The organism is Phenylobacterium sp. (assembly GCF_031412415.1).
GTDB lineage: Bacteria > Pseudomonadota > Alphaproteobacteria > Caulobacterales > Caulobacteraceae > Phenylobacterium.
The window spans coordinates 1-12,779 of record NZ_JANOCX010000031.1 but is presented as its reverse complement, the minus strand read 5'-3'; the positions used below and the strand labels follow the sequence as shown (position 1 = coordinate 12,779).

11 protein-coding genes and 1 pseudogene are annotated in these 12,779 nt (G+C 69.0%); 6 read left to right on the top strand and 6 right to left on the bottom strand.

Annotation, left to right across the window (positions count from 1 at the left end):
• A partial coding sequence (locus RMO04_RS01475) for a POTRA domain-containing protein (RefSeq protein WP_309643022.1) occupies positions 1–921 on the bottom strand: 921 nt, incomplete at its 3' end.
• A 221-nt stretch (positions 922–1,142) separates the two neighbouring features.
• Between RMO04_RS01475 and RMO04_RS01470 the strand changes: the two genes are divergently transcribed.
• Both RMO04_RS01470 and RMO04_RS01465 read left to right on the top strand, forming a co-directional pair.
• Positions 1,143–2,483, top strand: coding sequence for a FecR family protein (locus RMO04_RS01470; protein ID WP_309643021.1), 1,341 nt, complete (start codon positions 1,143–1,145; stop codon positions 2,481–2,483).
• Positions 2,480–4,879 (top strand): EAL domain-containing protein, encoded by a 2,400-nt coding sequence (locus RMO04_RS01465; RefSeq protein ID WP_309643020.1) that lies wholly within the window; start codon positions 2,480–2,482, stop codon positions 4,877–4,879. Before RMO04_RS01470 ends, RMO04_RS01465 begins: the two co-directional genes overlap by 4 nt.
• Here RMO04_RS01465 and RMO04_RS01460 read toward each other — a convergent pair.
• Both RMO04_RS01460 and RMO04_RS01455 read right to left on the bottom strand, forming a co-directional pair.
• Positions 4,876–6,249: an FAD-containing oxidoreductase gene (locus RMO04_RS01460; RefSeq protein WP_309643019.1), complete on the bottom strand. Its 1,374-nt coding sequence runs from the start codon at positions 6,247–6,249 to the stop codon at positions 4,876–4,878. The two genes, RMO04_RS01465 and RMO04_RS01460, sit on opposite strands and share 4 nt — an antisense overlap.
• The gene (locus RMO04_RS01455; RefSeq protein WP_309643018.1) at positions 6,246–6,716 is read right to left on the bottom strand and encodes a DUF4126 family protein; all 471 of its coding nucleotides are present in this window, start codon (positions 6,714–6,716) and stop codon (positions 6,246–6,248) included. The genes RMO04_RS01460 and RMO04_RS01455 overlap by 4 nt, the downstream gene beginning before the upstream one ends.
• Before the next feature lie 321 nt (positions 6,717–7,037).
• Between RMO04_RS01455 and RMO04_RS01450 the strand changes: the two genes are divergently transcribed.
• Positions 7,038–7,247, top strand: a complete 210-nt coding sequence (locus RMO04_RS01450) for a cold-shock protein (RefSeq protein WP_254833600.1) — start codon at positions 7,038–7,040, stop codon at positions 7,245–7,247.
• Between the two features lie 106 nt (positions 7,248–7,353).
• Positions 7,354–7,569: pseudogene (gene infA / locus RMO04_RS01445) on the top strand (translation initiation factor IF-1); the annotation flags it as partial.
• A 259-nt stretch (positions 7,570–7,828) separates the two neighbouring features.
• On the opposite strand, the gene efp reads toward infA, so the two are convergent.
• Entirely contained in the window at positions 7,829–8,395 is a 567-nt protein-coding gene (gene efp / locus RMO04_RS01440; protein WP_309643017.1) for an elongation factor P, read from the bottom strand.
• 134 nt (positions 8,396–8,529) lie between these two features.
• On the opposite strand from efp, the gene epmA reads away from it, so the two are divergent.
• The gene (epmA, locus tag RMO04_RS01435) at positions 8,530–9,582 is read left to right on the top strand and encodes an EF-P lysine aminoacylase EpmA (RefSeq protein ID WP_309643016.1); all 1,053 of its coding nucleotides are present in this window, start codon (positions 8,530–8,532) and stop codon (positions 9,580–9,582) included.
• 35 nt (positions 9,583–9,617) lie between these two features.
• The gene (locus RMO04_RS01430; RefSeq protein WP_309643015.1) at positions 9,618–10,679 is read left to right on the top strand and encodes a lysine-2,3-aminomutase-like protein; all 1,062 of its coding nucleotides are present in this window, start codon (positions 9,618–9,620) and stop codon (positions 10,677–10,679) included.
• Here RMO04_RS01430 and hutC read toward each other — a convergent pair.
• A complete protein-coding gene (gene hutC / locus RMO04_RS01425; protein WP_309643014.1) occupies positions 10,637–11,344 on the bottom strand; it encodes a histidine utilization repressor in 708 nt (235 codons plus the stop codon). The two genes, RMO04_RS01430 and hutC, sit on opposite strands and share 43 nt — an antisense overlap.
• Positions 11,341–12,711 carry a formimidoylglutamate deiminase gene (locus RMO04_RS01420; protein ID WP_309643013.1) on the bottom strand — a complete coding sequence of 457 codons (1,371 nt, stop codon included), beginning with the start codon at positions 12,709–12,711 and terminating at the stop codon, positions 11,341–11,343. The genes hutC and RMO04_RS01420 overlap by 4 nt, the downstream gene beginning before the upstream one ends.
• Between the last annotated feature and the right edge of the window lie 68 nt (positions 12,712–12,779).

The following is a 12,779-nucleotide window of genomic DNA, read 5'->3' as shown; positions in this document are numbered from 1 at the left end:
GTAGCCGCCGACATCGCTCCAATCCTGTTCGATGTGGCGCGCCTCGGCGGTGAGCTGAGACCAGATATTGACCTTCCGGCCGCGCTTCAGCGGATGGAAGTAGCCGAGGCTGGCCGTCCAGCTTTCGCTGCCCAGGGCCGCCGACAGGGGATCGGCTCCGTCACGGGCGCGAGCGAGGCTGAAGGCGCCGCGCAGACGAGGCCCCTCGCCGACCGGCAAGGAATAGCTCAGCTCGCCCAGGGTGAAGGCGCGCAGGTTGTCGGGAACGGCCAGCACCGCCACGCCCAACTGATCCCCCGCCCGCGCCAGGGAGTTCACCGCGGCGCGGACATAGCTCTGCCAGGGGCCGGAGGTCCTGGACCCGCGATTGTCGGCGTAGGCGCTGACGTTCAGGCGACGCAGGTTGGCGGTGACGACGAGGTTGTGGCGCGCCGGATCGTCGATCACCGGGACCAGGGTCGACTTGACCACCACCCCCGGCTCGTCGCCGGCCAGGGTGAGCCGGCGGTCCAGGTCGGCTAGGCGCAGCGGGCGGCGGCCGGTCAGGCCCCTGAGATGGCGCGACACCTCCGCCGAGCCCGCGCCGGTGACGTCGACGGCGCCGACATAGCCCTCATAGACGCTGATGCGCGCGATACCGCCCGCGCCCGACTGCACGGGCACGATGGCGCGCGACAGGAAGTAGCCGTCGGCTCGGTACTTGTCAGTGATCGCCGAGGCGATGGCGACGAGGTCGGCCGTCCCGACGGTCCGCGTGAGATAGTTGCTGTAGAGCGAGGCCAGTTCCGCCGGCTGATAGACCGTCGAACCCTCGATGCTGAGCGCGTTAAGCTGGAAGCATTCGGCCTTGCCGCAAGCGACCGGGGGTGGCGCCGCGGATTTCGCATGGGGCGCCTCGATCGCCAGGAGCGCGACCGCCAACGGCCCCGCGACCAAGACTCTCGCACTCCGCCGCATCACGCCGTCTGGACCCAATAGCTCTCGCGCCGGTCGCCGAGAGTGGGGCAATTCTTGGCTGATATGGTGAACACAAGAATAACAACGAACCAATTTCGGCAGCTTTAGCAAACGCTTAGCCTAAAGCGTCCATGTTTCTCGCAAGTCTACTGGCGCTGAAGAATTGGCGCGAAAGGAGCAATGCGATGACCCACCGCACGGACACCACCCAAAGGTTGCTACTCGGCATCACTCTCGCCATGTTCGCCACAACCGCTCTCAGCGCGGAGTGGCGGCTTGTGGAGGTTGCCGGCGCGGTGCGGATCGTCGAGCCCGGACGCGAGGCCGCCGCGGGACGTCTGAACGCGGTGTTGCCCATCGGGACCAGCGTCACCACCGCGGGTGGCGCGCGCGCGGCGCTCTACAACGGCGACCAACGGATCGTCGTCGGCCCCAACAGCCGCATGACCATCGCGCCGGAAGCGCGGAACGGCATGACCCGGATCACACAGGACCTGGGCGCCATCCTGTTCCAAGTCGACAAGAAGAAGGCCCCTCACTTCCGCGTCGAGACCCCCCTGCTCGCCGCCGTCGTGAAAGGCACGACCTTCACCGTCGTGGTCGATGTGCAGGGCGACACAGTCAATGTCGCGGAGGGCCTGGTTGAAGTCGCCTCGAACGCCGGATCCATGCGCCAGGACGTCCCTGGCGGCGCGACCGCGAGCGTCACGAGCGACGCGCCGCAAGCCGTCAAGATGAGCGCGATCGCCGCCTCGGCCCCGCAGAGCGCGCCAACTGTCATTGAGCCGCTGGACTACAAGGCCGTCTCCGGCGGGCTGGTGGAAGCCGCGCCGCCGCCTGGGATCGGCGGCGGCCTGCAGCAAGCCGCGACCGCCGCGCCCACGACCGACACCGCCGGGCCGTCCGGCGGGTCGTTCCAGACGGTGAACACAGGGTCCATCTCGCCCGTCAGCTCGCTTACGGTCGAACTGGCGAGAAACACGACCCGCGCGGCTGAGGCGTTCGGCCAGCAGCCGGGCGGCGCGACAGGCGCGGGATCGTTCACCGCCGACGCCGCCCTGGCCGTCGGGTCGGCGAACCCGGCCGCTGGAGGTGGCGCCAACGCCGGCCTCGGAAACGGCGCTGGGAATAACGGCGTCGGAAACGGGAACGGCGGCGCGGCCGTCGGTCTCGGCCTGGGGGTCGCCAACGGCAATGGCAATGGAAACAACGGGAACGGCAACGGGAACGGCGGCGCGACCGTCGACCTCGGCCAGGGGGTCGCCACCGGCAATGGCAATGGCAACAACGGCAACGGCAACGGCAATGGCAACAACGGCAACGGAAACGGGAACGGCGGCGCGACCGTCGACCTCGGCCTGGGTGTCGGGAACGGGAACGGGAACGGGAACAACGGCAACGGCAACGGCAATGGGAACGGCGGAAGCCAGACGGGTCTCGGAGTCGCTGTCGGTGGTCTGGTCGACGTTGACGTGACCGCGACGGAAACGCTGGGCGGACTGCTGGGCGGCTTGAAGCGGAAGTGACGGCGCCGACCTTTCTCTCCCGGCGCCTGCGCGGCCTGCCGCCTCTCTGGGCTCCGGGTGCGGTCATCGCCCTGCTGGTGGCGATCGCCAGCTTTGGCGGCGTGCTGGCGCCGATCGACGACGGGCTGGCCACGCTGCGGTTCGACATGGTGCGCCGCGCGCCCAGCCAAACCCTGACGGTGGTCGAGATCGACGCCGCCAGCCTGCGCGCCGCGGGCCGCTGGCCCTGGGGCCGGGATCGGTTCGCCCGCGCCATCGAGAACCTGCAAGCGGCGGGCGCCAAGACCGTGGCGTTCGACGTCGACTTCAGCACCGTTTCGTCCCCGGACGCCGACCAGCGACTGAAGGCGGCGGTCAACCGCCAGCCGGGCGCTGTCGTCCTCCCCACATTCATCCAGCGCGGCGCCAACGAGGCCGAGGCCGGGTTTATCGAGACCGCGCCGCTGGCGTCGCTGGCCGCCGACGCGCTGGTGGCCAGCGTCAACGTGCCGGTCGACCGCGACGGGCGCGTGCGGCGCTATAGCCGCGGAGTCGCCTCCGGGGAGATCTACCGCCCCTCCATGGGCTCGGTGCTCGCCGACGCCCCATTTGGGGCGACTGGCATGTTCCTGATCGACTACGGCGTGCGGCACGACCGGATCGACCATCTGAGCTTCAACGACGTCTATGAGGGCCGGTTCGATCCGAACCTGGTGCGCGGACGCACCGTGCTCATCGGCGCCACGGCGTTGGAGATCGGCGACGAATTCGCGACACCGCGCGCAGGCACCCTACCCGGCGTCTATATCCACGCCCTGGCGCGCGAGAGCTTGCTGGCCGCCCGTGCGCTGCATGAGTTCGCGCCCTGGCTCACCTTCGCCCTGGGTTGCCTGGTCATCCTGGCCCTGGTTCCCAACGCGAAGGACCCCTCGCTGCGTAAGGCCTTGCGGCGCCAGGCCGCCGTGCTGATCGTGGTGGTGGCGGCGCCTGTCGCCCTGCAAGTGGCCGCGCCGGTGTCGCCGTCTGTCGCGCCGCTCTTGCTGGCGCAACTGATGTGCCTCGTATGGCTGGTGAACGTCGAACTTCAACGGCGTGCGGCCGCAATCGTGCGCGAGCGGGAGGCCGGCCTGCTGCACCTAGCCATGCACGAACCCGAGACCGGCCTGCCCAACCGGCGCGCCCTGACCGCAGAGATCGACACCCGCCTGTCCGGCGACGCCGCGCCCCAGATGGCGGTGATGGCGATCGGCATCGACCAGTACGTCGCCACCCGCAGCGCCATCGGCTACAGCCACGCCAATCAGCTCGTCCGCCTGGTCGCCGAACGCGCCGCGACCCAGGCGGGCGGCGTCACGGTCGCCCACCTTTCGACCTCGGTCCTGGGCCTGGCCCTGACCGCCGAAACGCCCGAACAGCTCCGCGCGGCCGTCGCCGCGGTCGCCGCCATCGACCACAGCTTCGACGTGGACAGCCACGTCATCGACGCCTTCATCCGGGTCGGGATCGCGGTCCGATCGCACGGCGAGGACGCCAGGCAGCTGCTGGAACAGGCCACCATCGCGCTGGACGGCGCCCGGGCGCGCAGCGCTCGCCAGGTGGTGTTCGACCGCGAGACCTTCGCCGACCCGTCCGCCAACCTGGCGCTGATGAGCGAGATGATGGCCGGCCTGCAGGCCGGCGACCTGCTGCTGTACTACCAGCCCAAGGTCGAGCCTGGATCGGGCCAGGTCGTGGGCATGGAGGCGCTGGTGCGCTGGCGCCATCCCGTGCGCGGCTTCATCCCGCCCGACGCCTTCATCCCCACCGCCGAGGACACCGGGGCGGTGCGGCCGCTGACCGAATGGGTGCTGCGCCGGGCGCTGGAAGACAACGAACGCCTGCGCGCCGCGGGCTTCGACCTGGTCATGGCGGTCAACATCTCGGCCCGACTGCTGGCCGACCGGGACTTCCGCGAATTCGCCGTCGGCCTGGTGGGCGACGCCGCCCAGGGGATGTGCTTCGAGATCACCGAGTCGGCGGTGATGGACAACACCGACGAGGCCATGGCCGCCATCGCCGCGTATCGCGCGGCGGGGATCAAGATTTCCATCGACGACTACGGCACCGGCCTATCGTCCCTGGCCTATCTGAAGATGATCGACGCCGACGAGCTGAAGATCGACAAGGCGCTGGTCACGGGCCTGATGTCGAACCGGCGCGACCGGCTGATCCTGAAGTCGACCATCGACCTGGCCCACAGCCTGGGCCTGTCGGTAGTGGCCGAAGGGGTCGAAGACGCCGACGTCCAGGGCGTGCTGGCGACCATGCGGTGCGACGTGGTCCAGGGCTATGGGGTCAGCCGCCCCATCGCCTATGACCAGCTGCTGACCTTCCTGCAAGACGCCAAGCCCAGGCGGCGGCCCCGCAAGACCGCCTAGAGCGGCTTGAGTTCGCCCAGAAGGGTCGGGATCAGTTCCGAGACCGTCGGGTGGATGTGGACGGCCCGTTGCAGCACCGTATAGGGCGCCTTGGCGTACATCAGATCGAGGACCCCGTGGATCGCCTCGTCGCCCGAGGTCCCCAGGATCGAGGCGCCCAGGATTTCCTGGCTGTCGGCGTCGACCAGGATGCGCATGAAGCCCTGGGTCTCGCCCTTCTCCACCGCCCGGCCGACCCGGCTCATGGGCCGGACGCCCGCCAGCACCTTGCGGCCGGACGCCTTGGCCTCGGTCTCGGACATGCCCACTCGGGCCAGCGGGGGATCGGTGTAGAGGGCGTAGGCGGTGATCCGGTCGCTGACCTTGCGCGGATCATTGTCCAGGAGGTTGGCCGCGACGATCTCGAAATCGTTGTAGGCGGTGTGGGTGAAGGCGCCCTTGCCGTTGCAGTCGCCCAGCGCCCAGACGCCAGGCGCGCTGGTGCGGAGCTGGTCGTCGACAACGATGTAGCCCCGAGCGTCCAGGGCCACGCCGGCCCTGTCGAGACCGAGATCGTCGGTGTTGGGTCGCCGACCCACGGCCAGCAGGGCATGAGAGCCGATGACCTCTGGCTCGCCGTTCTCGCAGTCAACGCCGACGGCGATCTGGCCATCGAGCGGCCGGAAGCTGATGCATTCGGCCTTGAGCCGGAAGGCGATCCCCTCGCCTTCCAGGATCTCACGGACGGCGTCGGAAACGTCGGGATCCTCGCGAGCGATCAGGCGCGGGCCTTTCTCGACGACGGTCACCTGGGCGCCGAAGCGCCGATACACCTGGGCGAACTCCAGGCCGATATAGCTGCCGCCGACAATCACCAGATGGCGCGGCAGGGTGTCGAGGGCCAGCATCGAGGTGTTGGTGAGGTAGTCGACCTCGTTCACGCCGGGCATGTCGGGGACCATGGCCCGGCCGCCGACATTGATGAAGATGCGCGGCGCGCTCAGCACCTCCTCGCCGACCCTGACCTCGGTGGGCGATTCGAACCGAGCATGGCCCTGGAACACCGTGCAGCCCTTGGCCGATCTCAGCCAGGTCTCGAGGCCGCTCCGGGCGTCGCTGACGACCTTGTCCTGGCGCGCCTTGACCGCCGCCATGTCGACCCCGACCTCGCCCGAGATGGTCACGCCATAGTCCGCCGCGCGCCGGGCCAGATGCGCGGCGTGGGCGCTGGCCACGAGGGTCTTGGTCGGCATGCAGCCGGTGTTGACACAGGTACCGCCGAACAACTTGCGTTCGATGAGCGCGACGCTCATCCCGGCGCCGGCGAGCCGCACGGCCAGGGACGGCCCGGCCTGCCCCGCCCCGATGACGATGGCGTCGAAGCTCTTCATCGGACGATCGAGGTCACGATCCAGTAGGCGCTGCCGATGGCGAAGGCGTCCTCCACCAGGGCGGCCGGGAAGTCCCGCCCGCCGATCGATGCGGCCAGGCGTTTGCGCAGCTCATAGCCCCCCAGCGTGCCCATCACCGCGCCGACGGCGCCGGCGATCAGGCCGCCGACCAGCACGCCCTGGCTGGCGCCCATGGCCGCGCCGCAGAGCGCGCCCATGGCGATCCGGGCGCCGAATTGAACAGGGACCTTGCGGCTAGGGGTCTTCGGAAGCTGGTCGGTGATCAGCTCGACGACCGCCAGGACCGTGAAGACCCAGGGCGTGTACGTGAACCCCAGGAAGGCCAACGGCGTGCCTTCCAGCGATATCCAGCCCAGAGCGGCGGCCCAGCTCACCGCGGCGGGCGCGGTCATGGCGCGCAGGCCGGCGACCACGCCGATCAGCAGGGCGAAGAGATAGACGATCATTGGCGCGGTCTCCCCAGACGACGGCTAAGCTTCTCATCGGATGCGCGCAGGGCATAGGCGTCAATCCGATATCGCGGCCAGGGCGCGCGCATCCGTGCGAACTGACCGAATGACGCCAGCTTGATCGCGGCGCTCGCCGAAACAGATTGCTTTTTTCCTCCGTAGATGGTCTACGACCGTATCGAATATCGTTTTGGTTCGGCCGCTATCCCAGTTCGAGTTTGCTCGAACATCCGGACCTGCCCTCGACCCTCTCCGAAATTTTGATCCCTCGGCCGCTCTTGGCGCGAGGTAATATTAAGACCCGGAAGGGGACTTCTCATGGCTACCGGTATTGTTAAGTGGTTCAACGGAACCAAGGGCTTCGGCTTCATCCAACCCGACGACGGCGGCGCCGACGTTTTCGTGCACATTTCGGCCGTTGAGCGCGCCGGCATGGGCACCCTGAACGAAGGCCAACGCGTCGCCTTCGAACTGGAGCGCGATCAGCGCAGCGGCAAGATGTCGGCTGGTCAGCTGCAATCCGCTTAAGACATTCGCGGGCGTAAGCCCGCGTACGTCAGACGGGCCGGCTCACGCCGGCCCGTTTTCTTTTTTTCACGACCTCGCCGGCGCGCCGGCGGAGAGGAGGCCTCGTATGGCCAAGGAAGAGCTGATCGAATTTGACGGACTGATCGTCGAACTGCTGCCCGAAGGCCGGTTCCGCGTGAAGCTGGACAACGACCACGAGATTCTCGCCTACACGGCGGGCAAGATGAAGAAGAACCGTATTCGTTCGCTGGTGGGCGACCGGGTCATTGTCGAGATGACCCCCTACGACCTGACCCGTGGCCGAATCACCTATCGCCACAAGACCGACGGCCCGCGTGTCGGCGGCGGCGGCGGCGCACGTCCGACTTTCCGGAAGCGCTAGTACGAAGCATATCGCCCTTCTCCCCCTGCGGGAGAAGGTGGCCGTTCGGAGAACGGTCGGATGAGGGGTCTCTCAGAACTCTCAGGCTGACGTTTCGACCAGCGGCGACTCACAACACAGACGGATAGGGCTATCGACCCGTAATCCGACCTTGCTGCGCAAGGCCACCTTCTCCCGCAGGGGAGAAGGCATTCGCGACCTAGTCCTTGGCGCGTTCGAGGTAGCTGTTGTCCTCGGTGAGGATCACCACCCGGGTGCCGACGGCGATGTAAGGCGGCACCGTGGTCTTGACGCCGTTCGAGAGCAGCGCCGGCTTGTAGGACGACGAGGCGGTCTGACCCTTCACCGATGGCTCGGTCTCGACGATCTCCAGGGTCACCGTGCGCGGCAGGGTGACGGCGATCGGCACGTCGTTGTGCGTGGCGAGTTGAATGGTCATGCCCTCCTGCAGGAAGGGGGCGGCGTCGCCGATCACCTCGGCGGTGGCGGTGAGCTGGTCGTAGTTTTCCGGATTCATGAAGTGGAAGCCGTCACCGTCCTGGTAGAGGAAGGTGTGGTTTCGTTCGTCCACGAAGGCCTTCTCGACCTGCTCGGTGGTGCGATAGCGCTCGGACACCTTCACCCCGTCGGAGATGCGCCGCATGTTGAGCTGGGTCACCGGCGTGCCCTTGCCGGGATGGATGTTCTCGGCGTTCAGGACCACATAGAGCTTGCCATCCATGTCGACGACGGAGCCTTTGCGCAGGGAGCTGGCGATTACCTTCAAGTCGGTCTTCCTCAGATTCGCGCCGTCTTGAGCGGCTGCGATGACGATGCTTTGCGTGCCCCTATAGCGAACCTCGCCAAGATCGCCAGCGCTCTCCCGCTTCGCGCGCGGCCTGCGACGCCGTAAACAGCGGTATGCCGAGCCCCCTTCCCTCGCCCTGGTGGCGCGCCGACACCCACCGCGATCGCCGGCCGTTCCTGACGGCGCGCAACGCCATCAAGCGCGATCTGCGCGGATGGTTCGAGGCCGAGGGCTTCACCGAGGTCGAGGCCGCCGCCCTGCAGGTCTCACCGGGCAATGAGGCGCACCTGCACGCCTTCGCCACCGAGGCGATCTCCACGGCGGGCGCGCGGACGCCGCTCTACCTCCACACCTCGCCCGAGTTCGCCGCCAAGAAGCTGCTGGCGGCCGGCGAGACGAAGATCTTCGACTTCGCCCGCGTATGGCGCAATCGCGAGCGTGGGCCACTGCACCATCCGGAATTCACGATGCTGGAGTGGTATCGGGCGGGCGAGCCCTACGAGGCGTTGATGGCCGACGGCGCCGCCCTGCTCGCCCTCGCGGCCCAGACCGCCGAGACAAGGGCGCTGACCTGGCGCGGCAAGACCGCCGACCCCTTCGCAGAGCCTGAGCGGCTGACCTTGGCGGAGGCGTTCGACGCCAACGGGATCGACCTGCTGGCCACCGTCCAGGCCGACGGCGACACAAACCGCGACGCGCTGGCGCGGGCGGCGAGCGCCGCCGGCGTCCGGGTCGCCGCCGACGACACCTGGACCGACGTGTTCAGCCGGGTGCTGGTGGAGAAGATCGAGCCCAAGCTGGGCTTGGGACGCCCCACGATCCTTTGCGAGTACCCGATCTGCGAGGCCGCCCTGGCGCGGCCGACGGCGTCCGATCCGAGAGTGGCGGAGCGATTCGAGCTCTATGCCTGCGGCGTGGAGCTGGCCAACGCCTTCGGCGAGCTCACCGACCCCGCCGAGCAGCGTCGCCGCTTCGTGATGGAAATGGACGAGAAAGCCCGCGTCTACGGCGAGCGCTATCCCCTGGACGAGGACTTCCTGGCCGCCCTGGCGCACATGCCCCCCGCCTGCGGGATCGCGCTGGGCTTCGACCGGCTAGTGATGCTGGCGACCGGGGCGAGCCGCATCGAGCAGGTGCTGTGGACGCCCGTGGCGGCGACCGACTGATTGCCGGGCCCGGCGCCGTGGGCCATATGCGCCCCATGACCTACCAGACCACCCTGCGCAGCGCCTCGGCGCTGGCCGAGGCCAAGCTGATCGCGCCCGATCAGCTGCCGGGCCTGGAGCGCGTGGCCGCGCAGTACGCCGTGGCGATCACGCCGGCCATGGCCGAGTTGATCGAAACGGCGGGCGACCCGATCGCGCGCCAATTCCTGCCCGACCCCCGCGAACTCGACGTCCATCCCGACGAGCGCGCCGACCCCGTCGGCGACGAGGTCCGCAGTCCGGTCGAGGGCGTCGTCCATCGCTATCCCGACCGGGTGCTGCTGAAGGTCACCCACACCTGCGCGGTCTATTGCCGGTTCTGCTTCCGCCGCGAGATGGTCGGACCGCAGGGGCTGGGGGCTCTTACGCCGGCGGAGTTGGATGCGGCCCTGGCCTATATCGCCGCGCGGCCGGAGATCTGGGAGGTGATCGTCACCGGCGGCGACCCGCTGGTGCTATCGGCCCGGCGGCTGGGCGACCTGATGGACCGGTTGGGCGGCATCGACCATGTGAAGGTCGTCCGCTTCCACACGCGCGTGCCGGTCGTCGATCCCGGCGCGGTCACTGGCGAGGTGGTCGCGGCGCTGAAGCGCGCCGACAAGGCGGTCTATGTCGCGATCCACGCCAACCATGCCCGCGAACTGACAGAGGCGGCCCGTATCGCCTGCGCCAAGTTCGTGGATGCGGGTATCCCGCTGCTGGGTCAGACGGTGCTGTTGCACGGCGTCAACGATGACGCCGATGCCCTGGGCGCGCTGATGCGCGCCTTCGTGGAGACCCGGATCAAGCCCTACTACCTGCACCATGGCGACCTCGCGCCAGGCACGACGCATCTGCGCACGACTATCGCCGAGGGGCAGGCGCTGATGCGGGCGCTGCGCGGGGACTATTCGGGCCTTTGCCAGCCCACCTATGTGCTCGACATCCCAGGTGGTCACGGCAAGGCGCCCGTGGGGCCGAACTATCTGAGCGCGGACGGCGAGCGGGTGGAGGACCCGAGCGGCGTGCGCCACGCCTATCCGCCCCGCGACGCCCCGAACCTCGCCACCAGATCATAGGCCTCGCCCGGGAACAGCTGACGGACCTTGGTCACATGGGTCGCGCCGCGCCAGGTGCGACGATCGACGGCGAGGCAGGCCGCGCCACGCGGGATTTCCAAGAGCTTCGCGGTGGCGGCGTCGGCGCCCACCGCGCTGATCCGATGCTCGGCCTCGGTCCAGGGCACATGCTCCAGCAGCCAGGCCCCCGGCGGGTCCTCCGAGAAATCGATCTCCGCGGCCTGGGGCGCCACGGCCAGGCTGATCAGGCGGTGCTCGATCGCCAGCGGCCGGCCGGCGGCCAGGTGCAGGCCGCGTAGCTCGAGCAGCGCGCCGCCGTCGGCCAGCTCAACCTCCGCCAGTCCGCTCGCGGGGCGACGGCGGGTGGAGATCAGGCGGAAGGCGTAGGCTTGGCCGCGTCGGGTGACCTCCGAGCGCAGGTCAGGGATGTCCAGCACGGCTGAGTGGACCTTGGGCCGCGCCACGAACGAGCCCGCGCGGCGGCGGCGTTCGATCAGGCCGTCCTGCGCGAGCGTGGAGAGCGCCCTGTTCACGGTCATCCGGGCGCAGCCATAGGTCGCCATGAGCTCGTGCTCGAACGGCACCCGATGACCGGGCGGCCAGGCGCCGGAGAGGATCTGGGCCTCGATGTCGGTGCGAATGCGCAGGTGCAGCGAGGCGTTCATGCCAGGATCCGGGCCAACGTGCGGCGGTAGCGGGCGGCGATCGCGTCACGGGCGCGATGGCGTCCCCCGCTCACCAGCCTTACGCCTGCGCGCCAGACATTGTCGACCACATCGCGGCGGCCGGCGAACGCCCAGCTATCGATCAAGGCGTCGCCCTGCCGGCCAACCAGGACCGGATGGTCCCGATCGAGGCTGACGATGTCGGCCGGCTCCCCCACCGCCAGCCTTGACGCACCGACCCCGAGCGCCTGGCCCCCGCCGGCCAAGGCGGCGCGGTAGAGTCCGGCCCCCGTGGAATCGCCGGGCTCGGCGGCCATGACGTTGCGCGTGCGGCGCGCCAGGCGCTGGCCGTACTCCAGAGTGCGCAGTTCCTCCGCGACGTCGATGAGCACGTTGGAGTCCGAGCCGATCCCGAACCGGCCGCCTTGCTGCTGGAACTCCGGCGCCAGGAACAGGCCGTCGCCCAGATTGGCCTCGGTGATGGGACATAGCCCCACCACGGCGCCGGACAGCGCCATGTCCGAAATCTCGTCAGGGCTGACATGGGTGGCGTGGACCAGGCACCACCGGGGATCGACCGGGGCGTTGGCCAGCAGCCATTCGACCGGACGTGCGCCGGACCAGGCCTGGCAGTCCTGGATCTCCTGGGTCTGCTCGGCGATGTGGATGTGGATGGGCCCCTCGCCGGCCAGGCCCACCAGGGCCGTGAGCTGCGGCGGCGTGACGGCGCGCAGGCTGTGCGGCGCCAGGCCGACCACCGCGTGGGGCAGGCTCGCGACGGCCTTGCGGCTGGCCTCAAGGAGGCGCGCGAAGCCGTCGATGTCGTGGAGAAAGCGCGCCTGGCCCGGCGTGGCCGCGGCCCCGCCGAAGCCGGAGTGGGCGTAGAAGACCGGCAACAGGGTCAGGCCGATGCCGCTCTCACCCGCCGCCGCGGCGATCCGCGCCGCCATCTCGGCGGGGTCGGAGAAGGCCGCGCCGTCGCGATCGTGGTGCAGATAGTGGAACTCGCCCACCCGCGTGAAGCCAGCCTCCAGCATCTCCACATAGGCCTGGGCGGCGATGGCCTCGACCTCGTCGGGGCCAAGCCGTTCCAGGAAGCGATACATGACTTCGCGCCAGGTCCAGAAGCTGTCGCCAGAGGGCCCACGCACCTCGGCCAGCCCCGCCATGCCGCGCTGAAAGGCGTGGCTGTGCAGGTTTGGCAGGCCCGGAACGGCGGGACCGTTCGCCGGCTCGTCGGCCGCGCGGGCGACGTCGTGCTCGACGCCGACGATCGCTCCGCTCCGCAGAACCAGGCGCACCTGACGCGCCCAACCCGTCTCCAGCAGGGCGCTCTCGAACCAAAGGGTCGTCGTCGGATCGGTCACTGGACAAGCCTCTCATCTTGAACATATGTATATACATATACGATGATCAAGGAAAGGAGGCAGGCATG

What these genes read in the sequence shown, in the direction of transcription:
- RMO04_RS01470 (WP_309643021.1), top strand. Translation starts at nt 1,143, where the DNA reads ATGACCCACCGCACGGACACCACCCAAAGGTTGCTACTCGGCATCACT.
- RMO04_RS01460 (WP_309643019.1), bottom strand. Translation starts at nt 6,249, where the DNA reads ATGAAGAGCTTCGACGCCATCGTCATCGGGGCGGGGCAGGCCGGGCCG.
- RMO04_RS01455 (WP_309643018.1), bottom strand. Translation starts at nt 6,716, where the DNA reads ATGATCGTCTATCTCTTCGCCCTGCTGATCGGCGTGGTCGCCGGCCTG.
- RMO04_RS01450 (WP_254833600.1), top strand. Translation starts at nt 7,038, where the DNA reads ATGGCTACCGGTATTGTTAAGTGGTTCAACGGAACCAAGGGCTTCGGC.
- epmA (WP_309643016.1), top strand. Translation starts at nt 8,530, where the DNA reads ATGCCGAGCCCCCTTCCCTCGCCCTGGTGGCGCGCCGACACCCACCGC.
- RMO04_RS01430 (WP_309643015.1), top strand. Translation starts at nt 9,618, where the DNA reads ATGACCTACCAGACCACCCTGCGCAGCGCCTCGGCGCTGGCCGAGGCC.
- hutC (WP_309643014.1), bottom strand. Translation starts at nt 11,344, where the DNA reads ATGAACGCCTCGCTGCACCTGCGCATTCGCACCGACATCGAGGCCCAG.